The organism is Microvirga thermotolerans (assembly GCF_009363855.1).
In the GTDB taxonomy this organism is placed as follows: domain Bacteria; phylum Pseudomonadota; class Alphaproteobacteria; order Rhizobiales; family Beijerinckiaceae; genus Microvirga; species Microvirga thermotolerans.
In genome coordinates this window covers 2,069,287-2,087,944 of record NZ_CP045423.1, presented here as the reverse complement: position 1 = coordinate 2,087,944, position 18,658 = coordinate 2,069,287, and the positions used below count along the sequence as shown (strand labels likewise).

Annotated in this window: 14 protein-coding genes, 1 tRNA gene and 1 pseudogene; 11 read left to right on the top strand and 5 right to left on the bottom strand. The window is 66.6% G+C overall.

Features of this window, described 5'->3' with window-relative positions; genetic code table 11:
- Positions 1 to 405: 405 nt before the first annotated feature.
- Together GDR74_RS09655 and GDR74_RS09650 are read right to left on the bottom strand one after the other, a co-directional pair.
- Entirely contained in the window at positions 406 to 1,350 is a 945-nt protein-coding gene (locus GDR74_RS09655; protein WP_152586116.1) for an IS481 family transposase, read from the bottom strand.
- 336 nt (positions 1,351 to 1,686) lie between these two features.
- A tRNA-Ser gene (locus GDR74_RS09650) sits at positions 1,687 to 1,776 on the bottom strand.
- A 418-nt stretch (positions 1,777 to 2,194) separates the two neighbouring features.
- Here GDR74_RS09650 and GDR74_RS09645 point away from each other — a divergent pair.
- The 9 genes and pseudogenes from GDR74_RS09645 (at position 2,195) to GDR74_RS09605 (ending at position 12,873) form a co-directional block, all read left to right on the top strand.
- On the top strand, positions 2,195 to 3,208 hold the full coding sequence (locus GDR74_RS09645) for a septal ring lytic transglycosylase RlpA family protein (protein ID WP_194164499.1): 1,014 nt from the start codon (positions 2,195 to 2,197) through the stop codon (positions 3,206 to 3,208).
- Between the two features lie 241 nt (positions 3,209 to 3,449).
- Entirely contained in the window at positions 3,450 to 4,667 is a 1,218-nt protein-coding gene (locus GDR74_RS09640; RefSeq protein WP_152586115.1) for a D-alanyl-D-alanine carboxypeptidase family protein, read from the top strand.
- Complete coding sequence (tmk, locus tag GDR74_RS09635; protein WP_152586114.1) at positions 4,667 to 5,356, top strand: dTMP kinase; 690 nt, start codon at positions 4,667 to 4,669, stop codon at positions 5,354 to 5,356. Before GDR74_RS09640 ends, tmk begins: the two co-directional genes overlap by 1 nt.
- Positions 5,346 to 6,422 (top strand): DNA polymerase III subunit delta', encoded by a 1,077-nt coding sequence (locus GDR74_RS09630; RefSeq protein WP_152586113.1) that lies wholly within the window; start codon positions 5,346 to 5,348, stop codon positions 6,420 to 6,422. The genes tmk and GDR74_RS09630 overlap by 11 nt, the downstream gene beginning before the upstream one ends.
- Positions 6,401 to 8,011: pseudogene (gene metG / locus GDR74_RS09625) on the top strand (methionine--tRNA ligase); the annotation flags it as partial. The gene GDR74_RS09630 and the pseudogene metG, both read left to right, overlap by 22 nt.
- Before the next feature lie 44 nt (positions 8,012 to 8,055).
- Entirely contained in the window at positions 8,056 to 9,369 is a 1,314-nt protein-coding gene (locus GDR74_RS09620; protein ID WP_152586111.1) for a family 1 glycosylhydrolase, read from the top strand.
- Between the two features lie 102 nt (positions 9,370 to 9,471).
- Positions 9,472 to 10,263, top strand: a complete 792-nt coding sequence (locus GDR74_RS09615) for a TatD family hydrolase (protein ID WP_152586110.1) — start codon at positions 9,472 to 9,474, stop codon at positions 10,261 to 10,263.
- 1 nt (position 10,264) lies between these two features.
- A complete protein-coding gene (locus GDR74_RS09610; protein ID WP_152586109.1) occupies positions 10,265 to 11,062 on the top strand; it encodes an MBL fold metallo-hydrolase in 798 nt (265 codons plus the stop codon).
- 158 nt (positions 11,063 to 11,220) lie between these two features.
- Positions 11,221 to 12,873, top strand: a complete 1,653-nt coding sequence (locus tag GDR74_RS09605) for an MFS transporter (RefSeq protein ID WP_152586108.1) — start codon at positions 11,221 to 11,223, stop codon at positions 12,871 to 12,873.
- Between the two features lie 233 nt (positions 12,874 to 13,106).
- On the opposite strand, the gene GDR74_RS09600 is transcribed toward GDR74_RS09605, so the two are convergent.
- Positions 13,107 to 14,135 carry a sensor domain-containing diguanylate cyclase gene (locus tag GDR74_RS09600; RefSeq protein ID WP_152586107.1) on the bottom strand — a complete coding sequence of 343 codons (1,029 nt, stop codon included), beginning with the start codon at positions 14,133 to 14,135 and terminating at the stop codon, positions 13,107 to 13,109.
- Between the two features lie 289 nt (positions 14,136 to 14,424).
- On the bottom strand, positions 14,425 to 14,976 hold the full coding sequence (locus GDR74_RS18175) for an extensin-like domain-containing protein (RefSeq protein WP_194164498.1): 552 nt from the start codon (positions 14,974 to 14,976) through the stop codon (positions 14,425 to 14,427).
- A 447-nt stretch (positions 14,977 to 15,423) separates the two neighbouring features.
- Between GDR74_RS18175 and GDR74_RS09590 the strand changes: the two genes are divergently transcribed.
- Together GDR74_RS09590 and mazG are read left to right on the top strand one after the other, a co-directional pair.
- Positions 15,424 to 16,320 carry a DMT family transporter gene (locus tag GDR74_RS09590; protein ID WP_152586105.1) on the top strand — a complete coding sequence of 299 codons (897 nt, stop codon included), beginning with the start codon at positions 15,424 to 15,426 and terminating at the stop codon, positions 16,318 to 16,320.
- A 99-nt stretch (positions 16,321 to 16,419) separates the two neighbouring features.
- Positions 16,420 to 17,253, top strand: coding sequence for a nucleoside triphosphate pyrophosphohydrolase (gene mazG / locus GDR74_RS09585; protein WP_152586104.1), 834 nt, complete (start codon positions 16,420 to 16,422; stop codon positions 17,251 to 17,253).
- A 4-nt stretch (positions 17,254 to 17,257) separates the two neighbouring features.
- On the opposite strand, the gene hflX is transcribed toward mazG, so the two are convergent.
- Positions 17,258 to 18,658: a GTPase HflX gene (gene hflX / locus GDR74_RS09580; RefSeq protein ID WP_152586103.1), complete on the bottom strand. Its 1,401-nt coding sequence runs from the start codon at positions 18,656 to 18,658 to the stop codon at positions 17,258 to 17,260.

The following is an 18,658-nucleotide window of genomic DNA, read 5'->3' as shown; positions in this document are numbered from 1 at the left end:
ATCCAGATGCCCGCTGTCCGCAACGCGAGCCATCGCTGGCAGTGTCATAGGAATTAGTGCAAGCGTTGGCTTGTTTCACAGGAAGCACAGGGGCAGCAACGATTACTGCTGCTAGTGCTAAAATGGAAAAAAGCTTCATGGTTTCCTCTTTCGCGTGACAGGTTGTTTAGTTGCTACGTCAAATATTTTAACCTTATCTGCCGTAGCGTAAGATATTATTCTTCCTTTCGTACGCCGGTTTCAAGACGAAATTCACAGACAAATTAATTTGGGGTTTGGGCTTGTTGATTAAGGTAGCGGGCTACGGCAGCAACGACGCAGATGCCCGAGAAGTAGGAGTGTGCCCGCGGGAAAGTCAGCGAGATCCCCGACATCTGAAGTCCGCTCAGCAGAACCAAGTCGCCTCTAGGTGTCGTTTCCAAGGAGGTTGTTCAGTCTTTGCCAAGGGGGCTGATGCTTGAGGGCTGAGTGGGGTCGCTGGGTGTTGTAGTGGGTGAGCCATGGCTTCATGGCGGCGCTGCGCTCGGCGGAGGAGGCGTAAGCGGCGCCATAGATCCATTCGCGTAAGCTCGTCTGGATGAAGCGCTCGGCCTTGCCATTGGTTTGCGGCCGGTAGGGTTTGGTGCGCTTGTGGCGGATGCCTCTCTCGGCCAGCGCGGCTTGGAAGACGTGGCTCTTGTAGGCGGCGCCGTTGTCGGTCATCACCCGTTCCACGCCGACGCCATGGCGGGCGAAGAAGGCCAGTGCCCGGTTCAGGAAGGCGAGCGCGCTGTCCTTCTTCTCGTTCGGCAGGATCTCGGTATAGGCCAGCCTTGAGGCATCGTCGATGGCCACATGCAGCGCCTCCCAGCCGGTGCCGCGCTTGGCGGACTGGCCCGTGCGGTCGCCGGTGATGCGATGGCCGATGCCGGCAATGCGCCCGAGCTTCTTGGTGTCGATGTGGATCAGCTCGCCGGGCCGCTCCCGCTCGTAGCGCACCGCCGGCAGGCGCGGTTCGAGCCGGCGCAGGCGGTTGAGGCCGAGACGCCGCAGGACGGCCCCGACGGTGGAGCGCGGCAAGGCCACGGTTCGGGCAATGGCCGGGCCGGACAGGCGCTCCTGGCGCAAGGCGGCGATGTGCGCGATCCGCTCCGGAGCCAGCCGATGCGCCGGACGCCTCGGAGCCGAGCTTTTGTTGTGCAAAGCCGCCTCACCGCCGTCGCGGAAGCGCGCCAGCCATTTGGAGGCCGTGCGTTCGGATATCCCGGCGGCCTTTGCTGCCTCCGCCACGCGCCAGCGCTCCTGGCGCACGCGTTGGACCAAAAGGGCTCGACCAAAGGGCGTCATGCGGGCATTCTTGTGAGCGTTCATCCGGGGCCTCCAGGCAGGAGATGGTTGGTGTTGCAACCCCATCCTCGCAGCCAAGCCTCGGATGAACAACCTTCATAGCTTCGACACCTAGAGCCCGTAACGGCGACTCTGGATTACAGCCCAGCGCTTAATAATAGGTCATGCGTATATTTGCAGTTGTATTGCGTAATCGTAAAGGCTGCCAAAATCGAAAAAATAGTACCCGGGGATCGCATTCCTACAAGGCGGACCGAAAAGTAAACGAGAGTGAGCCGCCAGCTACAGAACCTTAGTGGAAAGGCTGTATGGAGAGCTTTGGCTTTCTCGAAGTTCAAATTTCAATTCAAGACATCAAGGTGGCGGAGGGGGTGGGATTCGAACCCACGGTGGGCTTGCACCCACGGCGGTTTTCAAGACCGCTGCCTTAAACCACTCGGCCACCCCTCCAGCGGACCGGCCGGACGTGCCGGCCTTCTTTCGTGGATCCAGGCTGTCTAAGGCGGCAGGGCCGCGCACGTCAACTGAGGACTCCGCTTCCCGATCATGCCGCTCGGGAACGGCCCTGCCGTCACGGCAGACGGTCGCAGGACCGGTTTCAGGTGGCCCGGCCGGAGCCTTCGGGCGGTGCCGGAATTGGGTCGCAGCTGTTCATCAAATGTGTCCGGGGCGCAGAATTCATGTGAAGAGGGACGTGTAAGCCGTTGAAGAGAGAGTCAAATTCTGTTTCGTTAACAACATTTCAAATGTGGCGGCTTGGCCATTGACAAGCGGGGCGTTTAACTTTTCTTTAGCAGGTCGAAATGCACTAACTCAGGTTCGGAGCGACCGAACCGCCGCACAAGCGGGCAAGGGGATGCGAGGCGACATGGATTGTGATCGCGCTGAGGCGAAGGCGGGGGCGCAAGGCTGCGCGACCTTCTTCAATCACCGGACCGTCCTCCGCATTGCTGGCGTCGCCGCCATCGCATTGACGGCTGCCAACTGCTCCAACCGGAGCGGAATCGATCCCAAGTACGGCGTTGCGCCGAGCCCGCGGGTGGTCGCGGACGGCCAGCCGGTCCCCAAGGGCGGCGGACAGCGCATGGTCGGCAAGCCCTACGTGGTCGCGGGCCGCACGTACGTGCCCCGCGAGAACCCGAGCTACTCGGGGGAGGGCCTCGCATCCTGGTACGGCGCGAGCTTCCACGGCCGCAGGACGGCCAACGGCGAGGTCTTCGACCGGGTCTCGGTGGCTGCCGCCCACACCACCATGCCGCTTCCGAGCTATGCGCGCGTGACGAATCTCCAGAACGGGCATTCCATGATCGTTCGGGTCAACGACCGTGGACCGTTCCACGGCAACCGCATCATCGACGTGTCGGAGCGCGCGGCCCTGGCGCTCGGCTTCAAGCACGCCGGCACGGCCCGGGTCCGGGTCGAGTATGTCGGCCCGGCATCGACGAACGGCAGCGACGACCGGATTCTCCTGGCCAGCCTGCGGACCGACGGGACGCCGGCGTCCCTGAACCGCGTCGGCCCGACCCCGACCATGATCGCTTCCGCGACGCCGCGGCCGGCTGCCCCCGCCGCCTCGCTGGAGCGCGCCGCGCCTTCGGACGGCGTCGCGACGGCTCTCGCCTCGGCCACCGATACGCCGCAGAAGATGGCGTTCGCCGGTTCTCCGGCGCGCGGCATCCCGCTTCCGCCGGAGCGCCCCTTCGACCTGGGCACCATCCCCGGCGCCGCGACCCCGGTGGCGGTCAGCTCGCTTTCGCCGAGCGTCGTGCCGCCCTCCCGGCCCGTCGTCGCGGGTCTCTATTATGCGCCCGAAACGGTCCGGTCCGGCTTCCAGAAGAGCGACGGTTTCAGGACGCTCGATCGGAGTCGCTTTCTGCGCTGAACGCGGTCTTGGCCCGGCAGCGAAGGGAGCCCCTTTCGGTTCGTCCGGCCTCCCGTTTGGTGGGGCCGGAGGAGTTCGTTCTGAGCGGCTTTAGGCATAAGGCGCCGTCGAGGCATCCGCGTCATGTCGTCTGAGGTCGAAACCTGACGGCATGTGAACGGGCGCAAGGTGCAGCCAGCTCTGGCGTTGAATCGCCGGAACTGTGCTACAGATTCAACTCACCCTAGGGAAGAGTTGGATCATGGCCTTCTTTGCTCGCGCAGCTTCCGGGAAATGCGCCCGTTTTCTTGCGGTTCTGAGCCTTCTGCCGTTTTTCTGGGGAGTTCCGAGCGAGGTGAGGGCGGAATCGTTCCAGACCGTCGCGCCCACCGCGATTCTCATCGATGCGGATTCGGAGGCCGTTCTCTTCGAGAAGAATGCCGACGAGCTGGTGGCGCCTGCCAGCATGGCGAAGATCATGACGGCCGAAATCGTCTTCAACGAGCTGAAAGGCGGCCGTCTGACCATGGACACGGAATTCGTGGTCTCGGAGCATGCCTGGAAGACCGGAGGGGCGAGCTCCGGCGGCTCCTCCATGTTCGCGAAGGTGAACTCGAGCGTTCGGCTTGAGGATCTCCTGCGCGGGCTGATCGTCCAGTCCGGCAACGACGCGGCCATCGCCATCGCGGAAGGCATCTCGGGCACGGAGGAGAACTTCGCCCGGCGCATGAACGAGCGGGCGCGGCAGCTCGGCCTGACCAAGTCCACCTTCCGCAACCCGACCGGCTATGCCGATCCCGCTCAGAAGGTAACGGTGCGGGAACTCGCCATGCTCGCCCTGCACATCATCCGGACCTATCCGGAGCTCTACAAGATGTTCGGCGAACGGGAGTTCACCTGGAACAAGATCCGGCAGCTGAACCGCAATCCGCTCTTCGCCTTCAACATCGGAGCCGACGGCCTCAAGACCGGTTACATCGAGGAATCCGGCTACGGCCTCGTCGGCTCGGCCGTTCAGAACGGTCAGCGTCTCGTGGTCGTCGTCAACGGCCTGAAGACCGCCAAGGACCGGGCGAACGAATCCCGAAAGCTCCTGGATTGGGGATTCCGGGCCTTCGAATCCCGGCAGCTGTTCCAGGAGGGGCAGGTGGTCGGGGAGGCCCAGGTCTTCGGCGGCGACCGCCGGTCGCTGCCGCTTGTCTCCAAGAGGCCGGTTCGTGTACTCGTGCCCCGTGGCGAGACGGAGCGGGTCACCGCCCGCATCGTCTATACCGGCCCGCTCCGGGCGCCGGTGCAGAAGGGAGCCGAAGTGGCCAAGCTTCAGGTGAACAGGGGCGAGATGAAGGCGGTGGAGCTGCCTCTTTATGCCGGCGAGGACGTCCAGGTGGGCACGCTGAGCCAGCGGGCGCTCGACGGCCTCATGGAATTCAGCACGGGCTGGGCGCGCCGCGCCTTCTCGAGCCTGCTCGAACGCATTTGATGACCGGCCGCTTCATCACGTTCGAGGGAGGCGAGGGGGCCGGGAAATCGACCCAGATCGAGCGCCTCAGGAGGCGCCTGGAGGCGGCCTCGCGGGAGGTCCTTTCCACCCGCGAGCCCGGCGGGTCGCCCCAGGCGGAAAAGATCCGGTCGTTCCTCCTGGAGGGCAGGGCGAAGCATCTGGGGCCCTTCGCGGAGGCGCTGCTGTTCACCGCGGCCCGCATCGACCACATCGACAGGACCATCGTGCCGGCCCTCGAGCGGGGCGTTCACGTGCTCTGCGACCGTTTCGCGGACTCGACCAAGGCCTATCAGGGGGCGTTCGGACAGGTCGATGCCGCGCTGATCCAGAGCCTGGAGCGGACCGCGCTCAGGGACCTGCGCCCGGACGTGACCTTCATCCTCGATCTTCCGGCGGAGGTCGGCCTGTCCCGCGTCCGGCAACGCCTGGCGGACCGGCGCGAAGGCGCCGACCGGTTCGAGCAGGAGGACATCGCCTTCCACCGAACCCTTCGCGACGCCTTCCTCGCCATCGCGAAGGCCGCGCCGGAGCGTTGCGTCGTCATCGACGCGGACCGCGACCCGGACGAGGTCGAGGAGGCGATCTGGGCGACCCTCCGGGAGCGGCTGCCGGAGCTGACGTCGGGCGAGGCGCGCCCGTCCGAGGCGGCGTGCGACCATGTCGCGTGAGCCCGTCTCCCGAGAGCCCGCCGCGGACGAACCGGACCGGTTCGAGGGGGCGCCCCATCCGCGGGAGCAGTTCGCCTTCTTCGGCCACGAGGAGGGAGAGGCGGCCTTCGTCGAAGGCCTCCGGAGCGGACGGCTCCACCACGCCTGGCTGATCGGAGGCCCGCAGGGGATCGGGAAGGCGACCCTGGCCTACCGGGTCGCGCGGACCGTGCTCGACCCCAGCCGCGCGGCAGGGTCTGCTTCCGGCCGCCTCGACATGGACCCGCAGGCGAACGTGGCCCGGCAGGTCATGGCCCTTTCCCATCCCAATCTGGCGGTCCTCCGGCGGGCGCCGGCCACGGACAAGAAGGGGCCCTCGGCGACCATTCCGGTAGAGGCGGTGCGGCGCGCCCTTGCCACCTTCGCCTCGACGGCGGCCGATGGCGGCTACCGGGTCTGCATCGTCGACAGCGCCGAGGACCTGACGGTGGCCAGCGCCAATGCCCTCCTGAAGGTGATCGAGGAGCCGCCCCCGCGCTCCCTTTTCCTCATCGTGAGCCATGCGCCGCAGCGGGTCCTTCCCACGATCCGGTCCCGCTGCCGACGCCTGCTCCTGCGCCCTCTCGACGACGCGTCCGTGCGCGCGGCCATCGCCTCTCTCGGCGCCCCCTGGTCGGACATGCCCCCGGACGTCGTCGACGAGGCGCTCCGCCTGGGGGAGGGGTCGGTGCGGCGCACCCTCGAGCTTCTGGACGGGGACAGGGTCGCCTTCGTCGGGCAGGTCACCGCCCTGCTCGAACGCCTTCCCCGGGCCGACATGCGGCAGGTGCTCTCGCTCGCGGAGGCGCTTGCCCGAAAGGATGCGGACGAGAACTACGAGCTGATGCTCGATACGGTGCAGCGATGGGTCTCGGCGCAGCTCCATGCGCGCGCGGGCCTGGGTCCGCGGCGCCTTGCGCCTTTGGTGGAGGTGTGTGAGAAGATCGGCCGCTCGGCGCGAGAGATCGACGTCTACAACCTCGACCGCCGGCCCTTCATCCTGACGATGTTCGACGACCTTGCCGACGCGGTCCGGCGGGCGGCCTAGGGCATTGCCGGGAGACATCGTTCGAGCAAGGATCTGCCATGGCCGAGAAAGAGAAATTCTACATCACGACGGCCATCTCGTACCCGAATGGGGCCCCCCATATCGGCCACGCCTACGAGATCGTCGCCTCCGACGCGATCGCGCGGTTCAAGCGCATCGACGGGTTCGACGTGTTCTTCATGACGGGCACGGACGAGCACGGGCTGAAGATCCAGCAGACGGCGGACCGCAGCGGAACGACGCCGAAGGCCTTCGTCGACGAAATGGCGGCCAAGTTCAAGGCGATGGCCGACCGCCTGAACTGCTCCTACGACCGGTTCATCCGCACCACCGATGCCGACCACCTGACCTCGACGCACGAGCTCTGGCGCCGCATGCAGGAGAGGGGGGACATCTATCTCTCCAAGTATTCCGGCTGGTACTCGGTGCGCGACGAGGCCTACTACGACGAGAGCGAGCTGACGAGGCAGCCGGACGGGAGCTGGCGCGCGCCCACGGGAACGCCGGTGGAATGGATCGAGGAGGAGAGCTACTTCTTCCGCCTCTCGGCCTATCAGGACAGGCTGCTCGCCCATTACGAAGCCAATCCCGAATTCGTCAGCCCCGAGACGCGGCGCAACGAGATCGTGAGCTTCGTCCGCTCCGGCCTGCAGGATCTTTCGATCAGCCGCACGACGTTCAACTGGGGCCTGCCGGTCCCGGGCGATCCGAAGCACGTGATGTACGTCTGGATCGACGCTCTCAACAATTACCTGACGGGCTGCGGCTTCCCGGACGAGAGCAACCCCCGCTGGCACTACTGGCCTGCCGACGTCCACATCATCGGCAAGGACATCGTGCGCTTCCACACGGTCTACTGGCCTGCCTTCCTCATGTCCGCCGGCATCCCGCTGCCGAAGCGGGTCTTCGGCCACGGCTTCCTGTTCAACCGGGGCGAGAAGATGTCCAAGTCGGTCGGCAACGTGATCGACCCGTTCGACCTAGCGGACACCTACGGCGTCGACCAGCTGCGCTATTTCTTCCTGCGGGAAGTGCCCTTCGGCCAGGACGGCAACTATTCCCACGAGGCCATCGTCAACCGCATCAACGCGGATCTGGCGAACGACCTCGGGAACCTCGCCCAGCGCTCCCTGTCGATGATCGCGAAGAACTGCGGCGCGGCCGTTCCGGAGCCGGGGGAATTCACGCAGGCCGACCGGGACATGCTCTGGCAGGCGGATGCGCTGCCGGGGAAGGCGAGGGCGGCCCTCAAGGATTTCGCCCTCCACACGGCCCTCGGTGAGATCTGGGCCGTCGTGGCGGAGGCCAACCGCTACTTCGCCTCCCAGGAGCCCTGGGTCCTTCGCAAGCAGGATCCGGCCCGCATGGCCACGGTGCTCTACGTGACGGCGGAGGTGCTGCGCGCGGTGGGAATCCTGGCCCAGCCCTTCGTGCCGACGGCCGCCGGCAAGCTCCTGAATCTGCTCGCGATTCCGGAGGAGGGGAGGGTCATGGCGAGGATCGGCGCCGACCACAGGCTCGTGCCCGGCACCCCTCTTCCGCAACCTGAGCCGATCTTCCCGCGTTATGTGGAGGCGGAGGCCGTCTGACGCTTCCGCTTCGGACGGCCGTCTCGGCCTCAGCGGAAGTTTCGATGTTCACGACCTTCATGTTCGCCACCGGGATCGAAAACAGCATCCCGACGATCAACAATGGCCGCACCCGCATCGACGAGATGGAGAAGTGCGGCCATTACGAACACTGGAAGACCGATTTCGACCTCCTGCGGGAACTCGAGATCAACGTCCTGCGCTACGGTCCGCCTCTGCACAGGACCTTCCTCGGACCCGGCCGCTACGACTGGTCGTTCCCGGATCTGACATTCGAGGAAATCGAGCGCCGCGACATCATCCCCGTCGTCGACCTGTGCCATTTCGGCGTGCCCGACTGGATCGGGAACTTCCAGAACCCGGATTTTCCGGACCTGTTCGCGGGCTATGCCTGCGATTTCGCCAGGCGCTATCCGTGGGTGCAGCTCTATACGCCCATCAACGAGATGTTCATCTGCGCCCTGTTCTCCGCCGCCTATGGCTGGTGGAACGAGCAGCTTGCCTCCGACCGGGGCTTCGTGACGGCGCTCAAGCATATTGTGAAGGCGAACGTGCTCGCCATGGAGCAGATCCTGAAGGTCCGCCCCGACGCCATTTTCGTCCAGAGCGAGTCGACGGAGTATTTCCACGCTGAAAATCCTGCCGCGATCAAGCCGGCGGAGATCATGAACTCCAGGAGATTCCTGTCCCTCGACCTGAACTACGGCCGCAGGGTCGACTCCGAGATGTACGAATACCTGATGGACAACGGCATGACGCGGGAGGAATACCATTTCTTCCTCAACCGCTCGTCGCTGCGCCATCACTGCATCATGGGCAACGATTACTACATCACCAACGAGCACAGGGTGCAGGCCAACGGCATCACCCGCGCCGCCGGCGATGTCTTCGGCTACGACGAGATCACGCGGCAATACTACGACCGCTACAGGCTGCCGGTGATGCACACCGAGACGAACATCGTGGAAGGGCCCGACGGCGATGAGGCCGTCAACTGGCTCTGGAAGCAATGGGCCAACGTCCTGCGCATCCGCAACACAGGCGTCCCGGTCGTCGGGTTCACCTGGTACTCGCTGACCGACCAGGTGGACTGGGACGTGGCGCTCCGCCAGGAGAACAACCGGATCACGCCGGTCGGCCTCTTCGACCTCGACCGCAACATCCGGCCCGTGGGCCGCGCATACCGGCAGCTGATCCGCGACTGGCGGGACGTGCTGCCCGCCCAGAGCGTGTGCCTCAGGGTGCCCGTGGCGCTTCCGAGCGAGTACGACGAGAGACCCGTGCGCCGTCAGCGGGAGGTCACGAGGGCCATGCGCCAGAACGAGGAAGAGGAGGAATTCCAGCAGGCGGCCCAGTGAGGTGGGCCGCCGCGTGCCGGTTCGCGCCGTCTGGACGAACGCCGTCCCATCCGCTTTATGGAAGGCCCTGCCGGCTCGCCGGAGGAGGAGGGGCGATTCCTCATGCTGATCGACAGCCACTGCCACCTGGACTTCCCGGATCTGCGGGACCGCTTGACGGACGTGCTGAACGCGGCTTCTGCCGCGAACGTCCGGCGCATGGTCACGATCTCGACCCATGTGGCCCGCTACGAAACCTACAAGGCCCTGGCGGAAGCGCACGAGAACGTGTTCTTCACGGTGGGCACTCACCCCCACAATGCGGCGGCGGAGCCGGACGTGCCGGCTCGGCGCCTCGTAGAGCTCTCGCAGCACCCCCGCTGCGTCGCGATCGGGGAGGCCGGCCTCGACTACTATTACGACAAGAGCCCGCGCGACGTGCAGCGCCAGGTGTTTCGCACCCACATCGCCGCCGCGAGGGAGACGGGCCTGCCGCTCGTCATCCATGCCCGCGACGCGGACGAGGACATGATCGCCATCCTGACCGAGGAAATGCGGATCGGGCCCTTCAAAGCGGTGCTGCACTGCTTCTCGTCGGGCGCGGAGCTTGCCTCCACCGGGGTGGAGCTCGGGCTCTACGTGTCCTTCTCCGGAATTCTCACCTTCAGGAACTCGGACGAAATCCGGCGGATCGCGGCCCGCGTGCCGCGGGACAGGCTCCTGGTCGAGACGGATGCGCCCTATCTCGCCCCCGTGCCGTTCAGGGGCAAGACGAACGAACCGGCCTATGTCGCCCATACCGCCCGCGTGCTGGCGGAGGTCGTCGGCGTCCCGGAAGAAGAGATGGCCGCCATCACGACCGGCAATTTCTACCGCCTCTTCTCCAAGGCGGCGGCCGCCGACGGACGGGCGTGACATGGGCCTCTCCCTGACGATCCTCGGATGCGGCTCATCCGGCGGCGTGCCGCGGGTGGCGGTCGGGTGGGGAGCCTGCAATCCGGACAATCCGCGAAACCGGAGGCGGCGGTGCTCCGTGCTCGTGGAAAGGGCAGGGGCGGCCGGGACGACGAGCGTCCTCGTGGACATGTCGCCCGACCTGCGGGAGCAGCTCATCGGCGCCGGCGTGACGCGCCTCGACGCGGTTCTGATCACGCACGAGCATGCGGATCACATCCACGGCATCGACGATCTGCGCCCCCTGGCGATCGCGATGCGCCGCCGCATCCCGACCTATGCGGACCGGGTGACGAGCGAAATCCTCATGAGCCGGTTCGGCTACTGCTTCAAGACGCCGCCCGGCAGCGGCTATCCCCCGATCCTCGAAGCCTTCCGTCTTCAGGACGGCGTTCCGCTCTCCATCGGGGGGCCCGGAGGGGAGGTCCATGCCCTGCCTTTCCGGATGATCCACGGCGACATCGACGCCATGGGCTTCCGCTTCGGCAGGGTGGCCTATGCGCCGGACGTCAGCACGATGCCGGAGACGAGCATCGAGCACCTTCGGGAACTCGACGTGCTCATCGTCGATGCCCTGCGGTACACGCCCCACCCCACCCACTTCTCCGTCGCGGACGCGCTCGACCTCATCGCGCGCGTCGCACCGAAGCGGGCGATCCTGACGAATCTCCACACGGACCTGGATTACGACGTGCTTCGCGGCAAGCTGCCGCCGCACGTGGAACCCGCCTATGACGGAATGAAGATCGAGATCCCTTGAAGCCCGCGGCCACGCTTCGCGTCTTGCGCTGGCGGCACGTGCAGCGAGCGGGGCAGGGCGGGGCGGTTTCCGGTGGAAGAGGGGCCGACTCACGCTAGTTTAGCCGGATCGGTACCTTCTCCCTTTCCCGCCCCTCCGGAATCCGCAAGATCGCCCCGATGAGCGCCGCAGACCCCGAGATATCGAAAGATTCGTCTTCGCCCCTGGCGCCGTTTCGCCACAGGATCTTTCGAGCGGTCTGGGTTGCGAGCCTGGCCTCGAACTTCGGCGGCCTCATCCAATCGGTCGGCGCCGCCTGGCTGATGACCTCGATCGGCGGATCCGCGGATCTCGTCGCGATGGTGCAGGCGTCCACGACGCTGCCGATCATGCTCTTTTCCCTCGCCGCCGGGGCCATTGCCGACAATTCGGACCGGCGCAAGCTGATGCTCGCCTCGCAGCTGTTCCTTTTTGCCGTGTCCATCGCCCTGACGATCTTCACCTATTGGGGGCTCATGACGCCATGGCTGCTCCTCGGCTTCACCTTTCTCGTCGGCTGCGGCACCGCCTTCAACGGTCCGGCCTGGCAGTCCCTGGTGGGAGAGATGGTGCCGCGCCACGACCTGCCGGCCGCCATCGCCCTCAACAGCATGGGCTTCAACATCGCCCGCAGCGTGGGGCCGGCGCTGGGGGGCGTCATCGTGGCCGCGGCCGGCGCCTTCGCCGCCTTCGCCGTGAACGCGGTGAGCTATGTGGGACTTCTCCTGGTGCTGGCCCGCTGGCACCCGCCGGCGCCCCGCCGCACCCTCCCGCCCGAAAACCTCGGCGCCGCCATGGCGGCGGGGATCCGCTACGTGGCCATGTCGCCCCATATCGGCTCCGTGCTGATGCGGGGCGCTGCGTTCGGGCTTGCGGCGGTCTCGGTCCAGGCGCTGATGCCGCTCATCGCCCGCGACCTGATCCGGGGCGGACCGCTCACCTACGGACTCCTGCTCGGAGCCTTCGGAGCCGGGGCGGTGATCGGCGCCGCGATCAGCGCCCGCCTGCGCCTGCTCCTGTCCATGGAAGTGCTGGTGCGCGGCGCCTTCCTGGGGTTCGCCGCCGGCGCGGCGGTGGCGGGGCTGAGCCCGAGCGCCATCCTGACCATGGCGGCCATGGCGGTTGCAGGGGCCTGCTGGGTCCTGGCCCTGTCGAGCTTCAACGCGACCGTGCAGCTCTCCTCGCCGCGCTGGGTGGTCGGCCGGGCGCTCGCCCTCTACCAGATGGCGACCTTCGGCGGCATGGCTCTCGGAAGCTGGATCTGGGGCGCCCTGGCCGAGCGCTCCGACACCGGTTCCGCGCTCCTCGTCGCGGCGGCCGCGCTGGTGGCGGGCGCCGCCCTCGGGCTGCGCTTCGCCCTGCCGGAGATGAAATCCCTCAACCTCGATCCCCTGGATCGCTGGACCGAGCCGGAGATCGCTCTCAAGATCCTGCCGCGCAGCGGCCCCATCGTGATCACCATCGAATGGGTGATCCGCGAAAGCGACGTGAAGCCGTTCCTCGCCATCATGGCCGAACGGAAGCGCATCCGCCGCCGGGACGGAGCGCGGCATTGGACGCTCCTGCGCGACCTGGAGAACCCCGAAATCTGGATCGAGCGCTACCACAGCCCCACATGGCTCGATTACGTGCGCCAGAACCAGCGGATGACGCAGGCCGACGCGGCGGTGCTGGAGCGCCTGAGGGCGCTCCACAAGGGGCCCGAAAGGCCGCGCGTACGCCGGATGATCGAGCGGCAGACCCGCGTTCCTCCCGATGTCACGAACCATCACCGGCAGCCTACGGCGTACTAGAGCCTTTTCAGGGGAAGTGAGAACCGGTTTGCGCTGACGCGGCCCTCCGGGTCCGTCCGACAAATGCGGCAAACCAGGAGCTTCGGAGCGGAGTGCGATTCCGTCGAAACGCAATCCGCTCTAAGGCCAGGGACGTGAACCCGAATGCCCGCCGAGGCTTCGGATCTTCGATACGGGTTTGCGGGAGCCGGCGAGGGCAGGGCGGTTGGAGGCGGAGGAGGCCCGCTCAGGGATCAGGACAGGACATAGGCGGAATGCACGGCGGTACGGTTCCGCCCTGCCCGCTTTGCCGCGTAGAGCGCCGCATCCGCCTGGGCGATGAGGATGTCGGGCTCCGGCAGGGTCTCGGCGGGACTGGAGGCGATGCCAATGCTCGCCGTAACGATGCCGTCGATGCCGAGCGGATGAGGAAGCCGGAGCCCGGCGAGCGAGGTCCGGATCGTCTCGGCCACCCGGTGTGCGCCTCGGCTGTCCGTATCGGGAAGAATGAGGCCGAACTCCTCTCCGCCATAGCGGACGGCCACGTCGTCGGGCCGCTGGGCTGCGGCTCTCATCACTTCGCCGAGGCGGCGGAGCGCATGGTCGCCGGCCTGGCGCCCGAGGGTGTCGTTCAGCAGCTTGAAATGGTCCAGGTCCAGCATGAGAAGGGACAGGGGCGTGCCGGTCCGGCGCGCGCGCCGGATGGAGCGGTCCAGAGCCGCATCGAAGCCGCGCCGGTTCGTCAGGCCCGTCAGTCCGTCGGTTTCCGCAAGGCGGGCCAGTTCGCGATTGCGGCGCCACAGTTCGAGCTCGTCCATGGCGAGGGCGCCGAGGTCCGACAGGACGCCGATGTCGAAACCCTCGACGTTCCGGGGCTCGCGCTTGAGGATGCAGAGCGATGCCACGACGGCCCCGGTATCCGTCCGCAGGGGTACGCCGGCGTAGAAGCGGAACGGCAGTTCCCGGACGACCGGATGCCCTTTGAGGCGCGGGTCCGTCCACATGTCGCCGATCACCAAAGGCTGCCCCGAAGCGATGACGATCTGGCAGACGCTTCTTTCGCGCTCGATCCAGGGCGGGACTCCGTCCGCGCTGACCGACTTCATCCACTGGTAGCGGTCGTCGACGAAGCCGAGATAGGCGACATCGGCCTCGTAGAAGGCGGAAGCAAGCCGGGTGATCCGGTCGAACCGCTCATCCCGCGGCGTATCGAGGATGCCGCAGGAATAGAGAAAATCCAGGCGCTCGGCCTCGTTGGGTGGGGGGTCCGGCACCGCGAACACGCTGGGATCTCCTGGATCGTCCGTCGACCCGCCGCAGATACCAGCCGGCTTGGTCGAGGGTCAAATCGGGAGGTGGCGGATTCCCGCGGAGCGAGGAGTGTCGTGCGACACCTTCGGGAACCTCCCAGGATCCTCCGAGCCTCGAAGAACCTGAACTGTGCCGGATGGTTCCACACTTCGATTTAGGTTCCATAATATATCTTATGCGAAATTGAGATGCAGGGTTAAGACGGTCCCCCCGTTCCGGCTTTGGCCTCCTCTCTCGCCGTCCAGGCCTGTTCGGCGCGCCTTACTCGCAGATCCGGTAACGGTCGCTCGATCCGTGTCTCTGGACGTCCACATGGAGATGGTCGGCGTGGGACGGGTCCGAGCCCGGTCCCAGGATCGTCGTGAACCATCCGCAGGCGGCCTTGCGTAAGGATGCGATGGCGCCGTCCCGCCGTTCGTCCCCGCTCGGCTTGACGGCCAGCTGCGTGCCGTCCGCCAGTTCGAAACCCGACACGTCGATGGCCTGCCCCGTGGCATGGGCCGAGAGCTTGCCTTCCTCCGCCCGGTTGCGGTTCCGGCATTCGAAGCCCGGCCCGGTGCGGACCGCGGCGAGCTCCGTTTCGAGGTATCCGGCCATGGCCGGCGCTGCGAGCTGGCCGAGCCACTGGCCGAAGCTCTCGGCGAAGGCGCAGGCCAGGATCGGCCGGTCCTTCAAGGCAACCCTGGCATCGGGCCGCGATGGAACCGGGACCGCGATCAGGCGGACGGGGGCTTCGATCCTGCACAGCCCGTTCTCCGCTTTCGGCGGTTCGGCGGGTTCCAGGACGAAGCCGGCCTTCCGCAGGCGATCCATGCAGGAATCGGCCGCTTCAGACGCCGCGTCCGGCGGGCCGGAGCGCCGGTCCCGATCCGGTTCCTCGGGCACCTGCGGCCCTTGGGTCTTCTCAGGTCCCATCTCCGCCGGCCGTGGCGGCGGCAGGGGGATGCTCTCCTTTTCCCCGGCAAAGGCGGCGGGGCCGGCGAGAAGGAGGGCAACGGCAGCGAGAGCCTTGGCCCCTCGCCCGCCCGGATCGGCGCGATGTCTCATCGGGCTTGTTATAGGTCGCCGATCCCGGATCTGGACCCTGGGTCGGGACATTCGCCGAACGAAGCTCAAACGTCCTTTAAGATATTCCGGGCAAGCATCGGTCGAATCCATGTCCGGAGAGATGCCGCGTCCCGCCAGCACCGCCAAATCGGCATACCACCCTCGCCTTCGCCGCCGGTTGATCACGGGTGCCGAAGGGCCCTAAGCATAAACATGACCCTCCGCGACTTCTCCCTGATGTTCATGGTCTGCCTGACATGGGCGTCACATACCATCGTCAGCAAGCTCGTGGTGTCGGGGATGGAGATTCCGCCCCTGTTCTATGCGACCATCCGCTACGTCATCGTTGCCCTCGTCACGGTGCCGTGGCTCATGCCGGTTCCGCTGCCGCGCTGGCGCATGGCTCTTGTGGGCTTCCTCATGGGCGGCGGCGGTTTCGCCCTGTTCTTCTTAGGGATCAAGACGGCCACGCCCTCGAGCGCCGCCATCGTGAGCCAGCTCGGCCTGCCGATGACGGCGCTGCTCTCGGTGGCCATGCTGGGAGAGCGCATCCACTGGAAGCGGGGGATCGGCATCGCCCTCACCTTCGTCGGCGGTCTCATCGTCATGTGGAACCCGCGCGAGGAGTTCCCGATCTCCGGCGGCCTCGTCTTCATCCTCGGCTCGGCCTTCGTCGGTTCCCTCGCGGCGGTCATGATGAAGCAGATCAAGGGCGTGAAGCCTCTGCAGTTCCAGGCCTGGGTCGGCCTCGCCTCTGCGCTGCCGCTGATCGTGCTGACCGCAAGTTTCGAAAGCGGACAGATGACGAAGGCCGCCGCGGCCGGCTGGCCCTTCGTGATGGCCGTGCTGTTCTCGGCGCTCGTGGTCTCTCTCCTCAGCCACACGACTTACTACGACCTGATCCGCAAATATCCGGCGAACCTCATCGCGCCGCTCCTCATCATGAACCCGCTGATCACCGTCGTCCTGGGCATCGTCATCACCGGCGACCGTTTCGACATGCGCATGGCCGTGGGCTCCGCCCTCGCCCTCTGCGGCATCCTCATCATCACCTTGGGGGAGGCGCGCACCGGCTTCCTGCTCCGGGTCCTGCGGAAGCACCTGCGCTGACCTGCCACGAAACGCGGACCTAGCTCCCGCCGCGTTCTGCCGCTATGGCTTTCGCCGTTCACCTCTCGCAGGAGCGATATCGGACCCATGGATCAGCCCATGACGCCTTCCCGGGACATCTCGCGCCTTCTCGCCATCATGGCCGCCCTGAGGACGCCCGGAACCGGCTGTCCCTGGGACCTGGAGCAGACCTTCGCCTCCATCGCTCCCTATACCCTGGAAGAGGCCTACGAGGTCGTGGACGCCATCGAGCGCGGGGACCTGGGCGACCTCAAGGAGGAATTGGGCGATCTCCTGCTCCAGGTGGTGTTCCATGCCCGCATGGCCGAGGAGCGGGGTGCCTTCGCGTTCCCCGACGTGGTCGAGGCGATCACCCGCAAGCTGATCCGCCGCCATCCGCACGTTTTCGGCCCCGCCCGGGATCTGAGCCCCGAGGAGGTCAAGGCTCTCTGGGACGAGATCAAGCGCGAGGAGAAGGCCGAGCGGCAGGCGGAGCGGGAGCGGCTCGGCGTCGCCGCCCCTTCGGAGCGGGAAGGCTTTCTCGGCGGCATACCGGCCGCCCTGCCCGCTCTGACCCGGGCGCACAAGCTAACGGCAAAGGCCGCAAAGGTCGGCTTCGACTGGCCCGACGCCACCCAGGTGATCGACAAGATCCACGAGGAGCTCGACGAGGTGAAGGAGGCGGCGGCCACCGGCCGGGCTGATCGGATCGAGGACGAGATGGGAGACCTGCTGTTCGCGGTGGCCAACCTGGCGCGGCATTACGGCGTCGACCCGGAAACCGCTCTGCGGCGCACCAATGCCAAGTTCGAGCGCCGCTTCCGCGCCATCGAGGACGGCCTTGCGGAGCGGGACAGGTCCCTCGCCGAGGCCAGCCTGGAAGAGATGGAAGCTCTCTGGGTCGCCGCCAAGGACCGGGAGCGCGCGCTCTGAGCGGTCAGAGGACCTTCGCCTGGGGGAACCGGTTCAGGAAGCGCGGTTCCTTTCCGGCCACCAGCCGGACCTGAAGGATGGAGTGACCGGTCTCGGTGGTGCGCCGGTCGAGGATCTCCGTGTTCTCGTGCAGCCAGGCGAGCCCCTGCCCGTCCTCCGGCGCCACGTCCACCTCGTAGCTCGAGCGCCCCGCCGCGAGATGGTCCTCGATGGCGGCGAGAAGCTCGGGAATGCCGTCCCCCGTCAGGGCCGAGATGAGGACCGGCCTCCCCTCCTCGCGCGACCGGAGGGAGGTCGCCTCCAGGCGCTGCCGGTCCTCGGGGGAGAGAAGGTCCGCCTTGTTCCAGACCTCGATGATCCGGCGCGTGTCGTCGGGATCGATCCCGAGCTCCCGCAGGACCAGGGACACGTCCTCGGCCTGGGCCTGGGTCTCCCCGTGAGAGACATCCCGGACGTGGAGCAGGATGTCCGCCTCGATCACGTCTTCCAGGGTCGCGCGGAAGGCGGCGACGAGCATGGTCGGGAGGTCCGAGATGAAGCCGACCGTATCGGAGAGAATGGCTTTCTCCCCATGCGGAAGGTCGATGGCCCGGGAGGTCGGATCGAGCGTCGCGAACAGCATGTTCTCGGCCAGGACCTCGGCCGAGGTCAGCCGGTTGAACAGGGTCGACTTGCCGGCATTGGTGTAGCCGACCAGGGCGACGATGGGATAGGGCACCCGCCGCCGGCTCGCCCGGTGCAGGGACCGGGTCTTCACCACCGTTTCCAGCTCGCGCTCGATCCGGGTCATGCGTTCCTGGATCATCCGCCGGTCCGCCTCGATCTGGGTCTCGCCCGGGCCGCCGAGGAAGCCGAAGCCGCCGCGCTGGCGCTCCAGATGGGTCCAGGAGCGGACGAGGCGTCCCTTCTGGTAGGCGAGATGCGCCAGCTCCACCTGGAGGGTGCCCTCCTTGGTGCGGGCGCGGCGGCCGAAGATTTCGAGGATGAGGCCCGTCCGGTCGATGACCTTGGCGCCCCAGGCCTTTTCCAGATTCCGCTGCTGGACCGGGCTCAGGGCGCAGTCCATCACGACGAGGCCGATGCCCTCGGCCTTGATCAGCCCGGCCAGCTCCTCGACCTTGCCGCTTCCGATGTAGGTGGCAGGTCTCGGGGCCGAGAGCGGCGCCATGAGCGACGCGACGATGTTGAGGTCGATAGCGCCGGCAAGGCCCGTCGCTTCGTCGAGACGCGCCTCCGGCGGGCGGGGATTGGCCTCCCCCTCGCCTGCTTCCCCGCCGACCGAGAAACGCCGCCTCCGGGTCAGGTAAGGGCCGACGACGAGTGTTCGCGTGCCCGCCGCCAGTTCCTTTTCAGGTTCGGCAAGCTGCACCAGTCGCTGTTCGCCCGGAGTGAGGGGTTCCGTCAC